A 22703-nucleotide genomic window follows, 5' to 3' on the forward strand; every position below is an offset into this window, starting at 1 on the left:
TTATGGAAAAAAAGAAAATAACTCGACGTTTAATTATTGATACAGCACATACATTGATTCACGAAACGCAAAAATCCGAAATTTCTCTCTCAAAAATTGCTACAGCATTGCATATTACACACGCAGCAATATATAAACATTTTGAAAATAAAAAGGACTTATGGATTGCTGTTTGTGCGGACTGGTTTGAAACATATATTATTCATCATATTGATATCAATGATGATGATTATGAAGATAAACAGCAATGGTTACATGATTATCTTTGGGCATTCGTTAATGCTAAAAAGGCGGCATATCATACCAATCGTTTAATGTTTGATTTAAACACACAGTATGTTGAAAAAGATCCATTTATATTGCAAGAAATTTTAAAACCTTGTTTTATACGCATACAACAAAAAATGGGTTACGATGACAGTAATTTATATAAACCAGAAGTGATCCTTTCGGCCTTTTCGACATTTACTCTACCGATGTTTAAAGACACTTGGAACCACCCAGACTATGACTTGAGATTTGAAATGACTTGGGATTTAATCAAATTCAATGTATAGCATAAGCGATGATTTATCATCGCTTATTTTTATTGTAATCATCGACGAAAATTAAGGGAAATTGCTTCGCATATATATTAAGTTTAAATAGTCTATAACTTAGAGTTAATCATGTTATTTATTTTTTCAGCAATATAATAAATAAAAGTTTTTTTGACATTAAATTATTAATAATTTCAATAAGAAATATTAATACTCGTGTGATATTTTCTTGAATTATTTATTAAGAGGTGTATAATCTAAGTTGAATTATAGTTCTCTTGTTACTTTTGAAGAAGGTGAACAATATAGACACTAACAAAAAAGAACAACAATTTTCTAATCTTATTCGTTCTTATCGTAAGCAACATGTAGGAAAAGGGCCTGAAAGAATTCAAGTTACTTTTAGAGGGAATTGGGCTATTGCTTATATGACAGGCGCATTAAGTAAAGTTGAAATGTTTTACTTAAACGATAAACGCAATGAAGCCATGTTACATTATAACCGTACTGAAAAGATAAAACAGTTATATAGTGATATTAAATTAGATGAAATGGAAACATTGGTTGAAGCTAAATTTATTAAATTATTTACAGATATTGATTTAACTGATGATGAGGTTGTATCCATATTTGTATTCGATAAATCAATAGAATAAATAGATGGTGTAAGGTACTCGGTGCTGTTTGCTAACTACGTTTTGAATTAATCATTCAAGGAGGTGGTATGTGCAAATAGTAGCGAGTTTTTTTGTGTTAAGGAAACATAGTAATCACCAGCATGAAGTAAGTATTAAAAAATCAAAAATTTAGGAGAGATTATTAATGAAAATAGTAGCATTATTTCCAGAATCTGTAGAAGGCCAAGACAATCAATTACTGAATACGAACAAAGCGATTGGTCTAAAACCATTCTTAGAAGAAAAAGGACATGAACTTGTGATATTAACGGATAATGAAGCGGACTTAGATAAACACTTAACAGATATGGATATTGTTATTAGTGCACCATTTTATCCAGCTTATATGACTAAAGAACGTATCGAACAAGCACCGCATTTAAAATTGGCGATTACAGCTGGAGTTGGTTCTGATCATGTCGATTTACAAGCTGCTAGTGAAAATAATGTAGGTGTAGTTGAAGTAACAGGTAGTAATACAGTGAGCGTGGCAGAACATGCGGTAATGGATTTACTCATTTTGTTACGTAATTATGAAGAAGGTCATCGTCAATCAGTTGAAGGTGAATGGAATTTATCTAAAGTTGGAAACCATGCACATGAATTACAAAATAAAACGATTGGCATTTTTGGTTTTGGTAGAATTGGCCAACTCATTGCTGAACGCCTTGCACCATTTAATGTTAAAATCCAACACTATGATCCAATCAATCAGAAAGATAACAAAGATTCTAAATTCGTTAACTTTGATGAACTAGTATCTACAAGTGATGCCATTACAATTCATGCTCCTTTAACACCAGATACAGATAATTTATTTGATTATGATGTATTAAGTCGCATGAAAGTTGGTAGCTATTTAGTAAATACTGCACGAGGTAAAATTGTAAATACTAATGATCTAGTAGAGCTTTTAAATGCTAAGCATATTCAAGGTTATGCTGGGGACGTATGGTATCCACAACCAGCACCAGCTGATCATCCATGGAGAACAATGCCTAGAAATGCAATGACAGTACATTACTCTGGAATGACTTTAGAAGCGCAAGAACGTATTGAAGAAGGCGTGAAAGATATTTTATCTCGTTTCTTTAAAAATGAACCTTTCCAAGATAAAGATATTATTGTTAATGGTGGACAAATTACAAGTAAAAGTTACACTGCAAAATAAATAGGTTGATTTGCCATTCATTTAGGCAAAAAAGAAAAACTAATAGTGCTAAAAAGCCATCTTTAAATATTAAGATGGCTTTTTATTGTGGAGAGCATATTAAAAAACAATAGCAGATCGAAATAGAAATATATGACTAGAGATAGAGAGGTGTGCGATTAAGTATAACCTCATTACCGTTCAATACTAACTTATATATTTGTGTTAATGAGATACCTGCAATAAAGGAAAAATTAAGTGAAAAAAATAATACTTTTATTATTTGTAGGTTTTACAATTGTAAAACCTTATAATGATGAATCACGAGAATTGAAGTTAAAAATATATACAAATAAATATAATTTAATACCATTTTCTATTAGATTAAGCATTCAAAAACATAGCTTTGAAGGCCATAAATTAAATGCAAAATAACTATAAAAAGATCATCAATTTGAGAATCATCAACAATGTACAACCTCAAGTGAACCAAATTGAAATCAATCCATTCCATCAACAAAATGAACAAGTCTATTTACTACAAAAAGAAAATGTTGTTGTGGAAGCGTGGGCACCATTTGCTGAAGGTCGTAACAAGCTATTTGAAAATGAAACACTGCAAGCAATAGGTGATAAATATCATAAATCTATTGCAAAAATCGTCTTACGTTGGTTAGTAGAGCGTGACATTGTGGTATGAGCTAAATCTGTAAATCTAGAACGCATGGCTCAAAATCCAGATGTTTTTGATTTTGAATTAACAGAAGAAGATAAAGAGCAAATTGCTAAATTAGATGTAAAAGCCGGTCGATTTTTCTCGCATGCAGCTCCAGAGATGATTAAATCACTCTCCGCTAGAACATTAGACGTGCAGATATAAATATAGCCAAGTTAAAGGTTTGAATACCTTTAGCTTGGCTTTTAACTTGAAAGGATAATAAAGGCGAAAAATGCTGATTTGACACAAAGTAAGTCTTCGGGTTGTCTGATGTTATTGTTCGCGAAGTCTAATGACGAGTGGAAATTACAGCCCAAAACGTTTTTCACTTTTGAATGATATTAACTATCACGTTTTAACATAAATTTAATTCACTCTATTTTTGAGAGCTAGTCACTTAAATAGTTGAATATGGGCTTTGGTCGATCTAAATATAAATCTGCAATAATGTGTTGTCCATCTACGATTTTATGAACGGGAAAGTCTGCTAATGGTGCCATAACATGTTCAAATAATTGGAGTCTTGCGGGTGAACGGTAGGCTTCTTTGATTTCTAGCTTTGTGATTTGACTACGTGTAAGTTCACTTTTTTCGAGATTTCCATCATAATCGCGTACTTGTTTTAACATAAATTGAGGTTTAGATATAATATGTTGAGCCTCTTGTTTCTCTATGGGAAAGTATTTATAACCCATAGTTATCTGAGCCACACGTAATGACCCATAATCTAGAGTACCAACAACGACATCGTTATCGGTGTATAGGTTAGGTTGACCGGCTTTTTTAGGATAGGCAGCAATTTCACGACCTGAAGTAATGGCTGCTTGGTTATTGACGTACATACTTAAATAGAATTCTCCCTCTTCATCATTGTATTCAACTGGGATGACTTGACCTGCCTCAAGATAAGCTCCTAAGCCTGTACTATCAGGCATATGGATTACTTCAAATTTAATTAAATTGCTTATTACTTTTAACGGTTCAGGCACAACTGCTTTTAAAGCATCTATGTCAGTTTCATATAACACTTGTACAAATTCTCTGTTTTTAAAAAAGGGATTGACTGGTGCAAATGCTGGTGCATTTATTGGTGTAGTAATGATATGATTTACATCTTCTTTTCTCAAAGTGATTCACCTCTATACATTTTGTAATAAACTCTTTAAAGTTTTTTCGAATTCGGGAAGTTGATTGGTTTGAGATGCTGTGGTTACAATATCAACAATTTTCTGATTAAAAGGTGTAGGTATCTTTACTTTTTCCCCAATTTCTACAATTAATCCATTGATATCATTAATTTCAGTCTGTCGCTGTTTTCTTAAATCTTGTAACATACTTGCTTCTAAATTTTTACTAGGTTGCATGAAGGAATTGAGCTTTTCAGGTTTATTATGATTTTCAAAATCATCTATGGGATAGTTAGCCATGTGTGCAAATTTTATATGATTGGCATAGATTCTTCTTTTATATCAATCGTTGGATACAGTATGGTTATTTATTATTATTTTTTGTTCTTATCATTTTGATGCGCTTGTTTCAAATCTATTGTTGCGACTAAAGGATCATGGTCACTTGCACGACCGGACATATCGGTAAAATCACTGTTTACATGCACGGCGTCTAATTTTGTAAATTGAGCTAGATGATTTGATACGAGTACATGATCTAGTGTTTGAGCATTACCATGATAGTTGTATGAATAGCGCGATTTTAGGGGCACACTGTTAATCATATTTGTCATATTATAACTTTCTAATGTTTTCAGTGGTTTTGACCAAGGGAAATCATTGTAGTCACCTACAGATATGATATTCGCGTCAGGATTATCTTTATGAACTTGCTCGATGAAATGACCTACTACTTTAGCAATTTCAACACGTTGGTTCTCACTTTTTAACACTGGTGGTTGTTGACTACCGAACATCGGCGTATCGCCATTTTTAGAATTCCAATGATTGGCTAGCATAATAACTTGTTCTCCATGAAATTTAAATTGAGCTGCTAAAGGTTTTCTAGAATCATCAAAAGCAGAGTTGTTCGGATCAATACGTCCAGGATTTAATGTTAAGTTGCCATCTTCATAAGATACAGCAGTATCGGCATCTCCAGATTTAATAGATTTATCAAATTGGACTCGCTTCGGATTGTATAGATAACCAACACGAATATTTGCGTTTGGCTGCCCACCATCTTCATTCATGTCAGGGTCGATATTGGCGTATTTATACTTTGGTCCACCGGATGCTTCAATTTTATGAATTAAACGTTCATAAGATTCATTCGCTTTAGGGCCACCTTCTTTAGGGCCGTCGTTATCTTGTACTTCTGTAACGCCAATAATATCAGGATTCTTCATATTTTCTGTAATACCTTTTGCTATTTTTTGTGCTTTATCGTCTGTGGTGGAACTAGCATTATTTGAGAAATTTTCTAGATTATATGAAGCGACATTGAGTTTTTGTTGGCTTGGCTCTAGAGAAGTTGCTGTCGGTTTAGTATCACCTTTAATATGAGCTTGCTTTATTTCATCAAAATCCACATTCAATTTATAGTTTTGATATCCATAATTTACATAACCAATGATTGGGCCTTTAAATTTATCACCAGTAGCTACATCAAAATCACGTGCTGCTTTATTGTCATATATTTTAAGTGGGATACGTTCGCCATGTTGATTGTTCTCTTTTAATCGGATACCACCATGATTTGTTTCATGCGGTTGGTCATCGCTCACAGTAAAGACCTCCCCGTGTTCCTGAGGTGAAACACTTCTGACATCACCAATTTGGACACGCATACCCTCTAAAGATTCCCAAAAGTCAATGGCGTAGTGATTACGGTCAAATGTTTGGAATTGATCATTTGCTGAAATTTTATTTGGTACTTTATCAATGACATAAGGTTTTGGCAGCTTTTGGTTGTGGGATTCAATCGAAATATTACCGCCTTTATCATCACGTGCGTTGATTTGAGTTACAGGTAAGTCAGTCTTACTTTTGTCGCTATAACCATCGATATGATATTCATCTACGGTGCCAGTAACTTTTATAGCATCACCAACTTTAGTATTATAGTCTTGGTTCCCCATATAGACGATTAACCCTTCTGAGGTGTTCGGGTTATCATCATTTTTACTATCAGGCGTTTGGATATGTAAATAATTTGCTCCATTTAATTTATATTTATAAGTCACTATTCCCTCTATATTATTGAGTTTTTTATTGTCGTAAGGTGATTGATGACCTTCTCCTTGAATATCATGAATAGATACATTTTTCATTCCGGCTTCCTTTGTCGTAGTCGAACTATGATTAGCTTTTGCGTGCATTGTATTCGGTACCAGTAACATCAAAGCTATAGATGCAATAATCAACCATGTAAGCTTCTTCAAAACGCGTCCCCCTTAAAATTTAAACTTTAATATATTGTACCAAAGGTAATTGGATGAGAATATTAAGATGAGGTAAATTTATATGAAGTTTGAAACAATATTATGACGATAATAGTTACAAAAATAATCTTATCATCATAGATATATTCTTATTAAATTTTTACATCTATAGAACGGTAATTGCTTATATTCAATTAACATCAAGACTAATACAATTGACAATTATAAACGTCATTTTGACAACTATACTTGTCAAAAATATTAAAGTAATATATATTAGTCCTAAGGAGTTGATATATGTTGAGAAATCGACTTAAAGAATTACGCGCTCGTGATGGCTACAATCAAACCCAATTAGCTAAAAAAGCTGGTGTATCTCGGCAAACGGTTTCCCTAATAGAACGTAACGATTTTATGCCATCAATACTAACATCATTAAAAATTGCACGCATTTTTAATGAACCTGTTGAAAATATTTTTATCATTGAGGAGGAAGATTTATGAAAGTAAAACGTTATTTATTTCTGTCTCTCATAGGAGCTATTATTGGAGGCATTATAGGTGCTACTATGAGCATGTTTAAACATAATATTTTTCTGTCACAGCTTGATTTTGATAGCCATAGAATTACAGTAATTACTTGTCTTATTACTTCAATAATTAATATTATACTGACATTATTCCTCTATAAAGTTCAAAAAGATGCGCTTAAGTATAAAAAGAAAACTCAAGAAGATATAGAAGGTTCGCAGACAGATACATTCGAAGAAAAAGCGAACTTAAAACTTCTCAGAACAAGCACGATTTACTATATCCAAATTCTTGTTAGCTTAATAAATATGATGATTCTAGTAATGATAGGGTCTTCTGATAATGATATTTTTTATTCTATTATTCCTTACATAATTACAATAATTCCATCACTAATGATTGGTTTCTTTGCAAGGAAATTTGATAGTCGTTATCCAAAACAAGGAGAAGCGCAATATACAGAAAAAATACTCAATATTATGGACGAAGGTGAGCGCCATATTACACTCGTATCCATATATAAAATTTACTGCATGAACTTGATATTAGTGATGCTTGGAGGGATGATATTAGGATTATTTTCTTTAATCACTGGTATAAATCAATCAGCTGGTTTAATTATTCTTATTATACTTTTTATTTATAATGCATTTGGTTATTTATTAAAAGTACGTAAGTTTTATCAAGAATAGTGACGTGATATGACAAAATATAAAATACAGAAAGAGGATATGAATGAAACAACTTTTGGAAGTACAAAATTTAAATAAAGCATATAAAAATTCGAATTTTAAACTATCAAATATATCGATATCGATTGCACCTCATGAAGTGGTTGGACTAATCGGAAAAAATGGTTCAGGTAAATCAACATTAATAAACACGTTGGTTGGTAATCGCTATAAAGATTCAGGTGAGATTAAATTTTTTGATCATGTCATCACTGAAACTGATAATGATTATAAAGAAAATTTAGGCGTGGTTTTTGATGATTTACGTGTACCAAATAAACTAAATGTCACAGATATGAACCGAGTGTTTGGTGAAATTTACAAAAACTGGAACAGTGACAAGTTTTTTTCTTTTATTAATAGATTTGAGCTTCCGTTAAAAAACGAAATTAAATCTTTTTCACGTGGCATGCGTATGAAAGTTGCATTATCGATTGTATTGTCTCATGAAAGTAAGTTACTTATTCTCGATGAAGCAACAGCAGGTATGGATGTTTCAGGACGTGAAGAAGTTATTGAAATTTTAGAAGATTACATTGAAGAAGGTAATGGCATTTTAATATCTTCTCATATTTCAGAAGATATAGAACAACTTGCAACTAAACTTGTATTTATGAAAGATGGCGAAATTTTATTAGAAGAAAATAAAGTGAATTTACTTAATCACTATGGCATTATTGAACAATCAAAAGAAGCATTTAATATCCCTGAAGATATTATCGTTGCTTCAAGAAAACGTCAAGATGTCACAATAGCATTAATTAATGACCGATCACAATACCCAGAAGCTGGGGCTTTGAATAGCATTGATGATGCTACAAAAATAATAATGAGAGGTGAAAAGTAATGAAAGGTTTATTATTGAGTAGCTTCTATGCTTCTAAAAAATCACTTGTAACTTATACTATTATTGCCATACTGGCTGCTATATACTTTGCATTTATTAATCCAATCATGGTTTGTTTTTTACCGATGATTTTCCTTTTATCACCGGTAACTGATAATATTAAGCGTGAAAAAGACTCGAGATGGATGTATTTTGTTGCGACTCTACCAACTGGTCGAAGTACATATATTAAAAGTTATTTTGCTTTTTACGGTGTGCTCATATTAATAGGACTTTTTATAGGCGTGGTGGCTAATTTGCTTATAAATAAAGACTTTGGTCTTACACTAATAGCTATACTTGTGGGTATTGGTGGTGCTGGGACTTATGCAATGATGTTTCCACTTACATTTAAATTTGGCCCCGAAAATTCAAATGTGATAATGATAACAACATCCGTAATCGTGATAGGACTGTTTTTTCTAGTCTTCTTTGGATTTATTATGGCTAATATTGCTTCAGAAGAATCTTTAAACGAATTGGCAAATGTAGCGAATAATTATATTGTCACAGGTATTTATGCACTCGTTGGTGTTACTTTTTTCGTAGTTTCATATATATTATCACTTAAAATATTTGATAAACAAGAATTATAATATTATTAGACATCTCGATAACTTTAATTAAAGTTATCGAGATATTTTTACTTAAGACGTTAGTATAATTATACTTTGAGGACTAAAAATATTAATGGTTGATACATAATTAGAATAAGTTATTAAGATGAAAAACGTTTCTTCAGGATATACTGCTGGAGGTAATTTTTTAGTACATCATAATATTTCCTCGGAAATATTAAACGATGTTTTAATCAATACACAGGCTGAATTAAGCACAATATGAAGATGTATTTTGATGAATTATAAATAAAAAACACCTTCTCCTCATTGAATATATGTTTCCAAATGAGCCACGAAATCAGTGGAATATAAGATGGAAAGTATTCAAAAGGTAAGGTGTTTTTTAATTTTTACTTATTGATACTCTACCCATTGGGAACCCTGATCTGCTGAGGCCACACAATTTTCTATCCAACGTACGCCTTCAATACCTGAGTTGATATCAGGATAGATAAGTTGAGCGAGTGTGTCTTCATCACCGCGGTTTTTAGCATCAATTGCTAATGCTATATTTAAGTAAATGTTGCCCCATGCTTCTGTTAATCCTTCTTGATGGAGGATGCCGAGACGTTCATTTTGTTTAGCTAAGTCATCTAAATATTCTGCCCCTCTATATAAAGTTTGATTCGGCGCGCCTTGAGGTTGGTAATGGAGTTCATTCGGTGCGCTATCCCACCATTCTAAACTACCTGTTGAGCCTACAATACGGATGCGTTGACCATCCATTTGGCCTGAATCTACAGCTGATGTCCACATGCGTCCAACTGCGCCATTATCATAATGCATTAATACATATGCGTTGTCTTCAAGTGGGTAACGTGAACCCACAAAACTTTGTCTATCACATAATAATTTCTTGATTGATAAATGAGGGAGTACAAGTTTAGAAATATAATACGTATGAATAGATAAGTCACCAATGACGAATGTAGGTCCAGCTATTTTAGGATCGACACGCCATTTTCGTGCAGCGTTGTCTTTATCTCCTTGTGAATTACCTGCGTATCCATGTGTATATTGCATTTCAACTAAATGGATGTCGCCGATTTTATTTTGTTCAATCATAGATCTCATTTGTAAGATGATTGAATTTCCGGAATAACCATAAGTGACGCCTACAATAAGACCTTGTTGTTCAGCAAATGCTTTTATCTCTTCAGCTTCTTTAGTTGTGAAAACTAAAGGCTTTTCACAAATTACATGTAGACCAGCTTCTAGTGCTGCCATCGTAATTTCATAATGTGTGCCATTTGGTGTGGCAATAGATACAACTTCTACACCATCCGTGCGTTTAGCTTCAGCTTCAATTAGTGTTTGATAATCATCATAACAGCGATTTTTATCTACACCTAAATTCACACCAAAGGATTTGCCACGTTCGCTATCAATATCGAATGCACCAGCAACTAATTCATAAGTTCTATCGCGTAAAGCGCCACTGCGGTGTTTATATCCTACTTGACTTGTTCTACCGCCACCAATCATACCCCAACGCAAAGATCTTTCCATTTTCTTTTCACCATTATTCATATAAAAAACTCCCTTCATTTAATAGCATAATTTTATTACACAATGACTTGTTGCAAAGCTTCTATAGACACGTCAACACCGTCTTCAGCGGACATTGTAAAGTCTTCCATCTCTAGAGATACATAACCATCGTAGCCGACCATCCTAACGACAGAGAAGAAAGTCTTCCACCACTGTAGATCATGCCCATGGCCTACAGCGACATAATTCCATGCTCTATTTTTAGTATCTTTGATATCTTTTGTTTCTAGCACAGTATTTAAACCAACGGGTCCAGATTCAATTCTCAAATCTTTACCATGCATGTGGTGTATGGCGTCTTCAAGCTTTCGCGCACATTGAATGGGGTCACCACCCATCCAAAATAAATGGCTCGGATCTAGGTTCATGCCAATCATAGGATCCACAGCCTGTCTTAATTTAAATAAAGTTTCTGGATTATAGACGAGCTGTGTCCCGTGGTTTTCTAGCGCTATTTTTTCAATGCCATATTGCTTGGCAATAGGTACGAGCTGTTTCCAATAAGGAATAGCTACTTCATACCATTGGTAATCTAGTGCTACTTTTAACTCTGGCGGCCAACTGACAGTGGTTGTAATCCAATTCGGCGTTTCATCATTTGGTGAAGCGGGAGGTAATCCACTCATCATAACAATCGTCTTTACATCGAGAAGTTTTGCTAATTTAAATGTGTTTAGTGTAACTTCGCGATGTTGCTTACCAGTTTCTCTTGGGTCCAAAGGGTTACCTGAGCAGTTTAAAGCAACGATTTTCACACCATACTTAGCGAGTAGTGATTTTAAGTCAGCGCGTGCTGTATCATTGGATAGAAGTTCATTAAGATTTAAGTGCGGCGCAGGGGACCAACCTCCTGTTGCCAGTTCTATATGATAGACACCTTGTTGTGTAATCTTTTTTAATACTGCTTCAAGTGACATATGAGGAAGACTATCTGTGTAATATGCAAGTTTCATTATTCATACCTCCGCTTATCATTTATATTGTTTAACGATGTTTTGCGCATTTTGTTTTTTAGTTTTCATTTGTGATTTGAAATAATCTTCAATATCTTCAAGTGATTTGCCTTTTGTTTCAGGTAAGAACTTTTTAACGAAAATAATTGAAATGACATTAAGCACTGCAAATATGATGAACGTATTAGATAAACCGATATTGCCTAGAAGGATAGGGAATATTAAGCTAACTAAAAAATTAGCAATCCATAAGAAAAATACACTAGCACCCATGCCAAAACCTCTAACCTTTAACGGGAATATTTCAGAGAGCATTAACCACGTTACAGGTGCGATTGCGCCTTGCATAAACCCTAAAAAGGTCACGGTTAAAGCAAGTACAATATATGGAAATATGGGGCTATCACCTAATATAATTGGGAAAATACCTAGCAAAGTGAGCGTAGAAATCACGCCTAATTGACCAACCATTAACATAGGTTTACGTCCCACTTTACCTAATAACCAAATGCCTACAAATACAGCTAATACTGACACAATACCGTTAGCTATGTTACCGATGAGTGCTGCTTTGGTAGCAAGCCCTGCATCTCTTAATATCTCCGTCCCATAATACATAATTGAATTGACACCAGTAACTTGTTGAACGACGCCAATTCCGATACCAATATAGAGGATACGACGAACCCATGGTTGTTTAAATGAGATTCTAGATTCTAATTTTAAGCGTTGTTCATTATCAATATGCGTCTTAATTTCACGCACTTCAGTTTCTGCCGTTTTTTCATCTCTTAGTGATCGTAAAATGTTGTAAGCTGGCCAGTATTTATGTTTACTTGCATACCATCTAGGGCTTTCTGGCACAGTGAGCATGCCAAACCATAAGAAGATTGCAGGCACAGTTGCGACTAATAGCATAACGCGCCAAATACCTTCATTATCGACGACATTACCTAGAACAGCATTGACTATATAAGCGGTGAGTTGACCAGTAACAATCATGAGTTCGTTTTGTGTAACCATTCGGCCACGTTGTTCTTTAGAAGCCATTTCAGATAAGAATGTAGGGACGATCACTGAAGCACCACCAACAGCTAAACCTAAAATGATTCGAAATAAGACCATCGAAAAGACGTTAGGTGATAATCCACAGCCAATTGTTGCGAAGAAGAAAATGATAGCTAGACACATAATCATTTTCTTCCTGCCAAATGTATCTGAAAGTGTACCGCCTGATATTGCGCCAAAAGCTGCACCGAAAATAAGCGAACTCGATACTAAGCCTTCTGTGGCTGGTGTTAAATCCAGTTGACTTGAAAGTGACATATACGGTAGCGCACCATTAATAACCCCTGTATCAAACCCAAAAAGTAAACCACCTAATGTAGAAATAATTGTAATTTTGAGCATCTTTCTGTTTTTTATATCGTTTGATGAGTGTTTTATGATTAAAACCTCCGTTCTTTATAAGAAAACCCAATAAATTACTAAAATATAATCAACAGTTGTTATTAAAAACACTATAATTGTAAACGCTTTCCTAGTCAAATATTTTTTGGCTTATAATGACTTTAATATTTAATGAAAATGCGAGAGTGTTCATAAATAGTGGGATTGAGAGGATTAATAAAATTTTATTTAAAAAGTAATATTACAAGTTTGAAGTGGGAGATATTTCGAAAAATATACAAAAATATAGTTATATAAAATGTTTCACGAAAAACAATTTTTAATCAAGGAACTTTAATGACTTGAATGTGTAAGAGGTTATTGGTTGCTTGTTATAACATAAAGTGTAGAAAATGGATTAGCAAAATAAAAAACACGCGATTAATGTAAATAGGGCACATGTGATATGGATATAACACAAGGCGCTAAATCATAAATGCGTGTTCGTTATAAACTAATTCTTGATTAATATATTATTTATTCAGAAGGCTTTATTTTTTGACTTTCTTGAAGATTAGATTTAGGATGCTTAATTATTTTTTCTCCAACTTTCAAACCTTGTTTAACGATAACTTTATCATCTGTATGACCAGTTATGATAGCGCGTTTGTGAACTCTGTTTTGCTCGTCGACTACAAATACATTGTGATCTTTGGTTAGAACATTTGTTGGCAATTGAATTGTATTTACATGAATATTCATGTCTACAGTAAAGCCATCTTTAATAGGTGTATTTAAGTTGCCAACTGTTACCGCATATTTAGAAGGCTTACTTACATCTTGAATGGGTGTTGACTTGTCTTTAGAAGCATGATCGACACTTTTTTGTGATTCTGTCGACAAATCTGCAATTTGTATCACTTTACCTTGTAATTGTTTCTCACCTTTATTGACCGAAATATCTACTTTATCGCCTTCTTTTACTTTATCTATATCATATTCTGAAATAGTCGTTTTAATTTGAGGTTGATTAGAGATAAGTTGGAGAATATTTCCATGTTTATCAATATCCTTATTAATATAATTTACTTTACCATCAAATGTGGCGTAGATATCTTTACTTGATTTGTTGTCATGTAACGTTAAGTTTTGTTGAGCTTGACTTAATTTATCCTGATCTTTACTCAATCGTTGTTGATATGTTTGATTATTAGGATGTTTATTAATTAAATCATAATCTCTCTCGATATAGTTTTGCATTTTTTTCACATCTTCAACTAATTTCGGTCGAATACTACGATTAGTATCGTAATAAACAAGTGGTGTTCCTTTGCGTACTGTTTGGTTATTTTGAATTTGTGGACGTATGTATTCTCCAATTTCTCGATTTTCTTGGTAAGTTTTAATTGTTTGTGGAGAGGACTTGCCTTTTAATTTTAAAGCATTTGATTTTTTTACCGTATAAGTTTGGTAAGAACTATGTTGTTTTTGATCTATTACATGCGTTTGTTTTAATACAAAATAGGACACTACAATAATTAATACAATAAGCATGATAATAAATATCCATAATCTTTTACTTTTCATTATATACCACCTGCCAACTTGATAAGTACCCATAGAAAACAAGTTGAAACGTTGTTTGCAACTGTATTGAAGACATTTGAAATGTTTGTGAGTACTTTAAGGATACGGTCTTTGTAGATAATACTTTTTAACAAAATAAATTTTTAACATTTTGAAATAAATTGTTCTACATCTATAATTAGAGTTAATATATTATATATCAATAAACATAGAGGTTTATTAATAGGGGTGAGTGTATGTACTTAGCATGGAATGAAATACGTAGAAATAAACTGAAATTCGGCTTAATTATTGGAATTTTAGTTATGGTTAGTTACCTTTTATTCTTTTTATCGGGCTTAGCGAACGGGTTAATTAATATGAACCGAGAAGGTATAGATAAGTGGCATGCAGACGCTATTATTTTAAATAAAGATGCAAATAAGACAGTAGCGCAGTCAGTGATTGATAAAAAAGCAGTAGATGGAAATTTTAAAAAAGAAGCATATTTAACACAAACAGGAGTTATTGTTTCCAATGGTAATGAAAAAGAAAATGCACTGTTATTTGGCGTTGCGCCTAAATCCTTTTTAATGCCTAAATTAATTTCTGGTCACGCTTTTAAGGGAAATAATGAAGTCGTTGCAGACACAACTTTAAAGGAAAAAGGATTCAAATTAGGTGATAAGTTAACATTGTCTCAGTCAGATGAATCCTTGACCATCGTTGGCTTTAGTGAGAGCGCTAAGTATAATGCTTCTCCGGTACTGTTTTCTAATGCTCAAACAATGAAGAAGATAAATCCTATGTTTAATGAGGATAAGACAAATGCAGTAGTCATTAAAGATAAAAATTGGAAAGAGCAAGATTTAAGTAATAATTTAGAAGCAGTTGCCATTTCAGACTTTGTAGAAGCATTACCAGGATATCAAGCACAGAATACGACGTTGAATTTTATGATCGTCTTCTTGTTTATTATTTCTGCAGCTGTAATTGGTATTTTCTTGTATGTAATTACGCTACAAAAAACGAGTTTATTTGGTGTACTTAAGGCACAAGGTTTTACTAATGGCTATTTAGCTAGAGTCGTTTTAGCACAAACATTTATTATTGCCCTTATAGGCACTGCTATTGGTTTAGTACTTACGTTAATTACTGGTGCTTTTATACCAGCGGCTGTTCCGGTCGCGTTTAATGCACTAACATTGATTCTTTTTGGAATAGGGTTGATTTTAGTATCTATTGTTGGTAGTTTATTTTCAATATTAACAGTTCGAAAAGTAGATCCATTGAAAGCTATAGGCTAAAGGAGCGATTCAAATGTTAGAGTTTAAAAAGGTTACAAAATCCTTTAAAGACGGTGATAGGACCATTGAAGCTGTAAAATCTACAGATTTAACTTTTCATAAAGGAGAAGTGGTGGGGATTGTTGGTCCTTCAGGTTCAGGGAAGAGTACTTTCCTTACCATGGCAGGCGCTTTACAGACGCCCACTTCCGGTAGAATCATTATAAATAGCAAAGATATTACTGAAATGAATCAAAAACAATTGTCTCAATCGAGAATGGCGGAAATTGGTTTCATTTTACAAGCAACCAATTTAGTACCATTTTTAACGGTAAAACAGCAGTTTGTATTATTAAAAAAACATAGTAATCAAGTATTAAAAGATAATACATTAAATGAACTCATGGACAAGCTTGGCCTATCAACTATCAAAAATAAATTACCCAATGAAATTTCTGGAGGTCAAAAGCAACGTGTAGCTATTGTTAAAGCACTTTATACAAATCCAAGTATCATCCTAGCAGACGAACCCACGGCTTCTTTGGATACTGATAATGCTTTAGAAGTAATGAATATTTTAAAACAACAAACAAAAGATTTAAATAAAGTGTGTCTCGTTGTGACACATGATGAGAGATTAAAAAGTTATTGCGATAAAGTTTATACTATGAAAGATGGCAAACTGAGTTTAGAAACTGTTGAAAGATAATCTATAAAACCATCTTATTAACAATTTATAAGTTAGTGAGGTGGTTTTATTTTGTTTAAAATTCTAATAAATAGATGTGAATAGACATAGGAGAATAATTATGCCGGTAGTGTTAATACTCAGGTAGAATCGCCTTTATAGATATATTTTTGAGTTATATATTTAATTTGATTAAAGATAATAAACATTTAAAAAGTATAACTTAGAATTATATAATATCTCTATTTTTATTTTTTTGTATTTTCAAATATTTATATTGTACAAATCTTGGTGTAATGTTATACTTTAAAAAAAGAATAGTTATTCTTTTTTAGTATTCATAAAAGGGAGATGTCTTTAAAATGAGAAAGTCTGGAAGATATGTTTTTTTGCCGAATATTAATAATAAGTTTTCAATTCGTAAGTTTACGGTAGGCACAGCATCAATTTTAGTGGGGACAACTTTAATTTTTGGTGTATCACACAATGAAGTGAAAGCAGAAGAGCAAATTAATGCTGAAAAAGGATTGCTAGAAGTAAAAAACAAAGATCTAAGTACTGAAGAAAGTGCAGCACCAGCAGTAGAAAAAGAAGAGGGAAGTACTGAAGAAAGTGCAGCACCAGCAGTAGAAAAAGAAGAGGGAAGTACTGAAGAAAGTGCAGCACTAGCCGTAGAAAAAGAAGAGGGAAGTACTGAAGAAAGTGCAGCACCAGCCGTAGAAAAAGAAGAGAGAAGCACTGAAGAAAGTGCAGCACCAGCCGTAGAAAAAGAAGAGGGAAGTACTGAAGAAAGTGCAGCACTAGCCGTAGAAAAAGAAGAGGGAAGTACTGAAGAAAGTGCAGCACCAGCCGTAGAAAAAGAAGAGAGAAGCACTGAAGAAAGTGCAGCACCAGCCGTAGAAAAAGAAGAGGGAAGTACTGAAGAAAGTGCAGCACCAGCCGTAGAAAAAGAAGAGGGAAGTACTGAAGAAAGTGCGGCACCAGCCGTAGAAAAAGAAGAGAGAAGCACTGAAGAAAGTGCAGCACCAGCCGTAGAAAAAGAAGAGGGAAGCACTGAAGAAAGTGCGGCACCAGCAGTAGAAAAAGAAGAGAGAAGCACTGAAGAAAGTGCGGCACCAGCCGTAGAAAAAGAAGAGGGAAGCACTGAAGAAAGTGCAGCACCAGCAGTAGAAAAAGAAGAGGGAAGTACTGAAGAAAGTAAAGCAGCACCAGTAGTAGATAAAGCAGAAAGTACACCAGAATCGTCTAACGTAGAAGATAGTAAGGATGATAGTGTTGATATTATTGATGAAGTATCTAAGAGCGATGCCCAACAAGCTATAGAGGGATTAAATTTAAATACTGACAACCTTACTTCAGAAGAGTTGCAAGCTGCGTTAATGAATCAACTTGCAAACGAACAAAATGTATACAAAACTTTAGCTACAAACACAAATATTACTTCTCAAAATGAAGAATCAATCGCACTTGCTTCAAACGAAGCACTTACGACATTAGTTAATAACACGACGTCACAGGTAATTGAAGCAGATGCTATCGCTAATGGATATATTAATTCAAATACTGATGCTACAAACGCAAGAAACACATTATCTGGTAGAGCTTGGGTTGTCGATATGGGAACACCATCTACAATGACAAATGGTTTAACTCCAGTACCAGAAGGCACTAAAGTTTACTTACAATGGATAGATAAGGATGGCGCTGTATCACCAACCTATGTTGCAAAAACTACCAATCAATTAAGTCGTCTCGATGCATCACAAGTTGGTCCAGGTACCTATGCATTTGATTTAAGAGAAGGTTGGACAGACGTTAACGGTAAAAAACATGTTTATAATGCGACATCAGGCCAGTATTATCGTTTATGGATTGAGGACTACCAAACTGAAGAAGGAAATACAGCAACAATGATTCGTCAAGCTGGTGGATTCTTCCCTGGTTCATTCGTAAATTCTGTTACGAGCTCAAATATAGGGCAATTCCCATTAATTGGAACAAATATGCAACGCACTGGTGTATATATGGGAATAGAACCATCAAATAATTACATGACAACAGATGATGCACAATGGATTCATGATGAAGAAGGACCATTAAGTAATCCATCGGTTTCGTTAAATGCAAGAAACACTATTTCAGGTCAAGTTTGGATTGAAACTGGAGCTGGAGATTTAGCCAATTCTTCAACAGGTCCTAACAATAATGCTAATGATCCAGAAGCTCAAGGATACACAGTAGTGATGTCATCATTAACTGAAGAAGGAGCAACAGAATATAAAAATAAGGTGGCAAACTTACCAAAATCAGAAAGAGGCGCAGCAGCAAAAGCACTATTAACAAGTCATCCTGAGTATATTTCAGCTACTGTTTATGGAGAAACGGATGAACAAGGTCGATATACATTACGCTTCCCTGAAGGTACATTAAATACTAATTATATTTATGGTTATGTTATGAATCCAGAAGGAGATATTGTAAGTGCATATTCATCTTATACAACTCCTGAATTTAGAAGTCCTAACTATAACTTGTCTTGGGCTCCTCAAACAGCACCAGCACAAAACTTAGTTCAAAATCCAATGTGGTATAATGTGAACTTTGCCCTCGTACCAAAAAATGATTTAGATATTGATATACTTGATTACAATAATACAGATCATCCTGCTATTGTAGGTGACGAAGTGCACATTGATTTAATAGGTGCTCAATTGTCTCCATTACCAACACATGTAGAGTGGAGAGATAAAAACGGAAATGTTATTCAACGAACAGGAGATATCTCATCATTAACAGATGGAGAACAAAAGGGTACATTTATTGTCCCTGACACAGCACAAGATGGCGATACGTATACTGCTGTTATTGTGGTAGGTGGAAATGATATTGCTGCAGATTCATTCATAGTAAAATTCACAGAAAAACATAGTTATGAACCAACAACAGAAGGTGTAGAAAAACCATACGGAGAAGCACCAACAGAAGAAGAAGTGACAGGATCTGTGACAGTACCAGGTTACCCAGAAGATGGAGAGCAACCCGTGATCACAGTGGATGATCCGACGAAATTACCGGACGGTAAAACACCAGGTACAACAAATGTAGAAGTAACAGTGACATATCCAGATGGAACAGTAGATCACATCGAAGTACCAGTCACAGTAGGAGATCAAGCTGATAATGAAGCGAACGAACCAACAACAGAGGGTGTAGAAAAACCATACGGAGAAGCACCAACAGAAGAAGAAGTGACAGGATCTGTGACAGTACCAGGTTACCCAGAAGATGGAGAGCAACCCGTTATCACAGTGGATGATCCAACGAAATTACCGGACGGTAAAACACCAGGTACAACAAATGTAGGAGTGACAGTAACATATCCAGATGGAACAGTAGATCACATCGAAGTGCCAGTCACAGTAGGAGACCAAGCTGATAATGAAGCGAATGAACCAACAACAGAAGGTGTAGAAAAACCATACGGAGAAGCACCAACAGAAGAAGAAGTAACAGGATCTGTGACAGTACCAGGTTACCCAGAAGATGGGGAGCAACCCGTGATCACAGTGGATGATCCAACGAAATTACCGGACGGTAAAACACCAGGTACAACAAATGTAGGAGTGACAGTAACATATCCAGATGGAACAGTAGATCACATCGAAGTACCAGTCACAGTAGGAGAGCAAGCTGATAATGAAGCGAACGAACCAACAACAGAAGGTGTAGAAAAACCATACGGAGAAGCACCGACAGAAGAAGAAGTAACAGGATCTGTGACAGTACCAGGTTATCCAGAAGATGAAGAGCAACCCGTGATCACAGTGGATGATCCAACGAAATTACCGGACGGTAAAACACCAGGTACAACAAATGTAGGAGTGACAGTAACATATCCAGATGGAACAGTAGATCACATCGAAGTACCAGTCACAGTAGGAGAGCAAGCTGATAATGAAGCGAACGAACCAACAACAGAAGGTGTAGAAAAACCATACGGAGAAGCACCAACAGAAGAAGAAGTGACAGGATCTGTGACAGTACCAGGTTACCCAGAAGATGGAGAGCAACCCGTTATCACAGTGGATGATCCAACGAAATTACCGGACGGTAAAACACCAGGTACAACAAATGTAGGAGTGACAGTAACATATCCAGATGGAACAGTAGATCACATCGAAGTACCAGTCACAGTAGGAGAGCAAGCTGATAATGAAGCGAACGAACCAACAACAGAAGGTGTAGAAAAACCATACGGAGAAGCACCAACAGAAGAAGAAGTAACAGGATCTGTGACAGTACCAGGTTACCCAGAAGATGGGGAGCAACCCGTTATCACAGTGGATGATCCAACGAAATTACCGGACGGTAAAACACCAGGTACAACAAATGTAGGAGTGACAGTAACATATCCAGATGGAACAGTAGATCACATCGAAGTGCCAGTCACAGTAGGAGACCAAGCTGATAATGATTTCATTATAGATGGTGGTAGTTCGGATAATCAAAATGTAATTAGTGATAAAAATTCAAATGGCACTACTGAATCAAATGGTAATGTGACTTCAAATGTTATTAATAATAAAGAAAATAATAGTCAAAAATCTGATTATGAACAAAAGGCTAAAGCATTGCCAGAGACTGGTGAAAGTAATCAGGGCACAATTTGGGGTGCAATGTTTGCAGCAATAGGTTCATTACTATTATTTAGAAGACGTAAAAACAACCGTGAAGATCAATAATTTATATTTTAGTCATCCGCACCTTTAAGGTGTGGGTGGCTTATTTTATCAAGTAAATTTCCTAGGTATTAACCTAGAGTTAACTCTAGGGTGTAACCTTGACTGCACCGGGTAATATTAACTAGAGTTAAATGACATATAGTTAGTACTTTTGATGTGTATACAAAATATGAAGGTGGAATGTTGATATGTGTGAAAAATGCCAAACACGTGTGATACAAGCCGTGAATTCAGACTATGGATCATTTGAAACAAATGTTATTACAAGAAGAGAACTAAAAGCAGACGATGTAGCGATTGATATTAAATATTGTGGGATTTGTCATTCAGATATTCATGTGGTTGATAATGATTTTGGTAGTGCAAATTTCCCGATAGTACCAGGACATGAAATTACTGGCGTTGTGTCAGCAATAGGTAGCGATGTAACCAAATTTAAAGTTGGAGATCGTGTTGGCGTAGGTTGTTTTGTCGATTCGTGTGGTGTGTGTGAACATTGCCAAAATGGTGATGAACAATTCTGTACAGAAGGTGTAGTTATCGTCTTTAACAGCAAAGGCTACGATGGTGAACTTACTTATGGTGGTTACGCTAATGACATTGTTGTTAAAGATCATTTTGTAATTGGTATCCCAGATACATTAGAGTTAGATGTGGCTAGTCCACTTCTATGTGCGGGCGTAACTACTTATAATCCTATGAAACAATGGAATGTGGGACCTGGAAAGAAAGTGGGCATTATTGGAATGGGTGGACTTGGTCATTTAGCAGTCCAATTTGCACATAAAATGGGGGCTGAAGTAACGGTACTGGGTCATTCTAAAGGCAAGAATGAAGAAGCCAAAAGATTTGGTGCAGATGCCTATGAATTAACAACTGATCCTGAAACCTTTAATAAATTAAAAGGTAAATTTGATTTTATATTAAATACAGTAGCGGTGAGTTTAGATGTTGATGCCTATATTAGCTTATTAAAAGTAAATGGTGCAATGGTTTATGTTGGACTCGCTGGCGAGCCGCAAACATTCCATGTAGGTAGTTTATTTGGAAAACAAGCTATATTAACAGCGTCAAATGTAGGTGGTATAGCAATTACTGAAGAAATGATACAATTTGCAGCTGATAATCAAGTTCTACCGATGATTGAAACAATTCAAGCAAATCCTAAAGCAGTTCAAGAGGCATATAACCGTATATTAGCAAGTGATGTAAGATATCGTTTTGTGATAGATATGGAAACATTATAAAAACATAAGATAAAAGCGCCTACCTCTAGTGATAGAGG

18 protein-coding genes and 2 pseudogenes are annotated in these 22703 nt (G+C 34.5%); 13 read left to right on the top strand and 7 right to left on the bottom strand.

The genetic code is table 11. The features are described 5' to 3' along the window. Positions 1-2: 2 nt before the first annotated feature. The 5 genes and pseudogenes from QMO72_RS00485 to QMO72_RS00505 all read left to right on the top strand — a co-directional run. Positions 3-557 carry a TetR/AcrR family transcriptional regulator gene (locus QMO72_RS00485; RefSeq protein WP_103268040.1) on the top strand — a complete coding sequence of 185 codons (555 nt, stop codon included), beginning with the start codon at positions 3-5 and terminating at the stop codon, positions 555-557. A 278-nt stretch (positions 558-835) separates the two neighbouring features. Then, positions 836-1195 carry a Na-translocating system protein MpsC family protein gene (locus QMO72_RS00490; protein WP_069824725.1) on the top strand — a complete coding sequence of 120 codons (360 nt, stop codon included), beginning with the start codon at positions 836-838 and terminating at the stop codon, positions 1193-1195. 166 nt (positions 1196-1361) lie between these two features. Further along, the gene (locus QMO72_RS00495; RefSeq protein ID WP_103268039.1) at positions 1362-2387 is read left to right on the top strand and encodes an NAD-dependent formate dehydrogenase; all 1026 of its coding nucleotides are present in this window, start codon (positions 1362-1364) and stop codon (positions 2385-2387) included. 237 nt (positions 2388-2624) lie between these two features. Next, positions 2625-2801 (top strand): hypothetical protein, encoded by a 177-nt coding sequence (locus tag QMO72_RS00500; RefSeq protein ID WP_158264616.1) that lies wholly within the window; start codon positions 2625-2627, stop codon positions 2799-2801. Positions 2802-2808: 7 nt separating this feature from the next. Then, a pseudogene (locus QMO72_RS00505) lies at positions 2809-3246 on the top strand (aldo/keto reductase); the annotation flags it as partial. A gap of 227 nt (positions 3247-3473) precedes the next feature. On the opposite strand, the gene QMO72_RS00510 reads toward QMO72_RS00505, so the two are convergent. The 3 genes from QMO72_RS00510 to QMO72_RS00520 form a co-directional block, all read right to left on the bottom strand. Further along, positions 3474-4217, bottom strand: a complete 744-nt coding sequence (locus tag QMO72_RS00510) for an acetoacetate decarboxylase (RefSeq protein WP_286093260.1) — start codon at positions 4215-4217, stop codon at positions 3474-3476. Positions 4218-4223: 6 nt separating this feature from the next. Then, complete coding sequence (locus tag QMO72_RS00515) at positions 4224-4511, bottom strand: ketopantoate reductase family protein (RefSeq protein ID WP_103268037.1); 288 nt, start codon at positions 4509-4511, stop codon at positions 4224-4226. A gap of 74 nt (positions 4512-4585) precedes the next feature. Next, entirely contained in the window at positions 4586-6412 is a 1827-nt protein-coding gene (locus tag QMO72_RS00520; RefSeq protein WP_433963174.1) for a DUF8508 domain-containing protein, read from the bottom strand. Positions 6413-6775: 363 nt separating this feature from the next. Between QMO72_RS00520 and QMO72_RS00525 the strand changes: the two genes are divergently transcribed. From QMO72_RS00525 to QMO72_RS00540, 4 genes are read left to right on the top strand one after another with little or no spacing between them, the layout of a single operon-like run. After that, on the top strand, positions 6776-6979 hold the full coding sequence (locus QMO72_RS00525; RefSeq protein WP_073505816.1) for a helix-turn-helix transcriptional regulator: 204 nt from the start codon (positions 6776-6778) through the stop codon (positions 6977-6979). Then, a complete protein-coding gene (locus tag QMO72_RS00530; RefSeq protein WP_103268035.1) occupies positions 6976-7698 on the top strand; it encodes a DUF3169 family protein in 723 nt (240 codons plus the stop codon). The genes QMO72_RS00525 and QMO72_RS00530 overlap by 4 nt, the downstream gene beginning before the upstream one ends. A gap of 43 nt (positions 7699-7741) precedes the next feature. Continuing rightward, positions 7742-8584, top strand: coding sequence for an ABC transporter ATP-binding protein (locus tag QMO72_RS00535; RefSeq protein WP_103268034.1), 843 nt, complete (start codon positions 7742-7744; stop codon positions 8582-8584). After that, a complete protein-coding gene (locus QMO72_RS00540) occupies positions 8584-9219 on the top strand; it encodes an ABC-2 transporter permease (protein WP_103268033.1) in 636 nt (211 codons plus the stop codon). Before QMO72_RS00535 ends, QMO72_RS00540 begins: the two co-directional genes overlap by 1 nt. A gap of 378 nt (positions 9220-9597) precedes the next feature. On the opposite strand, the gene QMO72_RS00545 is transcribed toward QMO72_RS00540, so the two are convergent. The 4 genes from QMO72_RS00545 to QMO72_RS00560 all read right to left on the bottom strand — a co-directional run bounded on the left by QMO72_RS00545 (position 9598) and on the right by QMO72_RS00560 (position 14723). Continuing rightward, complete coding sequence (locus QMO72_RS00545; RefSeq protein ID WP_103268032.1) at positions 9598-10773, bottom strand: Gfo/Idh/MocA family protein; 1176 nt, start codon at positions 10771-10773, stop codon at positions 9598-9600. Between the two features lie 35 nt (positions 10774-10808). Beyond that, entirely contained in the window at positions 10809-11747 is a 939-nt protein-coding gene (locus QMO72_RS00550; protein ID WP_103268031.1) for a sugar phosphate isomerase/epimerase family protein, read from the bottom strand. Between the two features lie 18 nt (positions 11748-11765). Further along, positions 11766-13193, bottom strand: coding sequence for a sugar porter family MFS transporter (locus tag QMO72_RS00555; RefSeq protein ID WP_256121782.1), 1428 nt, complete (start codon positions 13191-13193; stop codon positions 11766-11768). Between the two features lie 480 nt (positions 13194-13673). After that, on the bottom strand, positions 13674-14723 hold the full coding sequence (locus QMO72_RS00560) for an efflux RND transporter periplasmic adaptor subunit (RefSeq protein WP_103268030.1): 1050 nt from the start codon (positions 14721-14723) through the stop codon (positions 13674-13676). A 236-nt stretch (positions 14724-14959) separates the two neighbouring features. Here QMO72_RS00560 and QMO72_RS00565 point away from each other — a divergent pair, with 236 nt between their 5' ends. From QMO72_RS00565 to QMO72_RS00580, 4 genes and pseudogenes are all read left to right on the top strand, one after another. Further along, positions 14960-16009 (top strand): ABC transporter permease, encoded by a 1050-nt coding sequence (locus QMO72_RS00565; protein WP_103268029.1) that lies wholly within the window; start codon positions 14960-14962, stop codon positions 16007-16009. A 13-nt stretch (positions 16010-16022) separates the two neighbouring features. Continuing rightward, positions 16023-16697 carry an ABC transporter ATP-binding protein gene (locus tag QMO72_RS00570; protein WP_103268028.1) on the top strand — a complete coding sequence of 225 codons (675 nt, stop codon included), beginning with the start codon at positions 16023-16025 and terminating at the stop codon, positions 16695-16697. Between the two features lie 341 nt (positions 16698-17038). After that, positions 17039-21388: pseudogene (locus QMO72_RS00575) on the top strand (Rib/alpha-like domain-containing protein); the annotation flags it as partial. Between the two features lie 218 nt (positions 21389-21606). Then, positions 21607-22665, top strand: coding sequence for an NAD(P)-dependent alcohol dehydrogenase (locus tag QMO72_RS00580; protein ID WP_103267328.1), 1059 nt, complete (start codon positions 21607-21609; stop codon positions 22663-22665). Positions 22666-22703: the final 38 nt, after the last annotated feature.

Source organism: Staphylococcus casei, assembly GCF_030294405.1.
Classification (GTDB): Bacteria; Bacillota; Bacilli; order Staphylococcales; family Staphylococcaceae; genus Staphylococcus; species Staphylococcus succinus.

Excerpts from the sequence above, each read along its gene's own strand:
- QMO72_RS00570 (WP_103268028.1), top strand. The coding sequence starts at position 16,023 with ATGTTAGAGTTTAAAAAGGTTACAAAATCCTTTAAAGACGGTGATAGG.
- QMO72_RS00540 (WP_103268033.1), top strand. The coding sequence starts at position 8,584 with ATGAAAGGTTTATTATTGAGTAGCTTCTATGCTTCTAAAAAATCACTT.
- QMO72_RS00530 (WP_103268035.1), top strand. The coding sequence starts at position 6,976 with ATGAAAGTAAAACGTTATTTATTTCTGTCTCTCATAGGAGCTATTATT.
- QMO72_RS00565 (WP_103268029.1), top strand. The coding sequence starts at position 14,960 with ATGTACTTAGCATGGAATGAAATACGTAGAAATAAACTGAAATTCGGC.
- QMO72_RS00560 (WP_103268030.1), bottom strand. The coding sequence starts at position 14,723 with ATGAAAAGTAAAAGATTATGGATATTTATTATCATGCTTATTGTATTA.
- QMO72_RS00515 (WP_103268037.1), bottom strand. The coding sequence starts at position 4,511 with ATGGCTAACTATCCCATAGATGATTTTGAAAATCATAATAAACCTGAA.
- QMO72_RS00520 (WP_433963174.1), bottom strand. The coding sequence starts at position 6,412 with ATGCACGCAAAAGCTAATCATAGTTCGACTACGACAAAGGAAGCCGGA.
- QMO72_RS00495 (WP_103268039.1), top strand. The coding sequence starts at position 1,362 with ATGAAAATAGTAGCATTATTTCCAGAATCTGTAGAAGGCCAAGACAAT.
- QMO72_RS00545 (WP_103268032.1), bottom strand. The coding sequence starts at position 10,773 with ATGAATAATGGTGAAAAGAAAATGGAAAGATCTTTGCGTTGGGGTATG.
- QMO72_RS00580 (WP_103267328.1), top strand. The coding sequence starts at position 21,607 with ATGTGTGAAAAATGCCAAACACGTGTGATACAAGCCGTGAATTCAGAC.
- QMO72_RS00535 (WP_103268034.1), top strand. The coding sequence starts at position 7,742 with ATGAAACAACTTTTGGAAGTACAAAATTTAAATAAAGCATATAAAAAT.
- QMO72_RS00550 (WP_103268031.1), bottom strand. The coding sequence starts at position 11,747 with ATGAAACTTGCATATTACACAGATAGTCTTCCTCATATGTCACTTGAA.
- QMO72_RS00485 (WP_103268040.1), top strand. The coding sequence starts at position 3 with ATGGAAAAAAAGAAAATAACTCGACGTTTAATTATTGATACAGCACAT.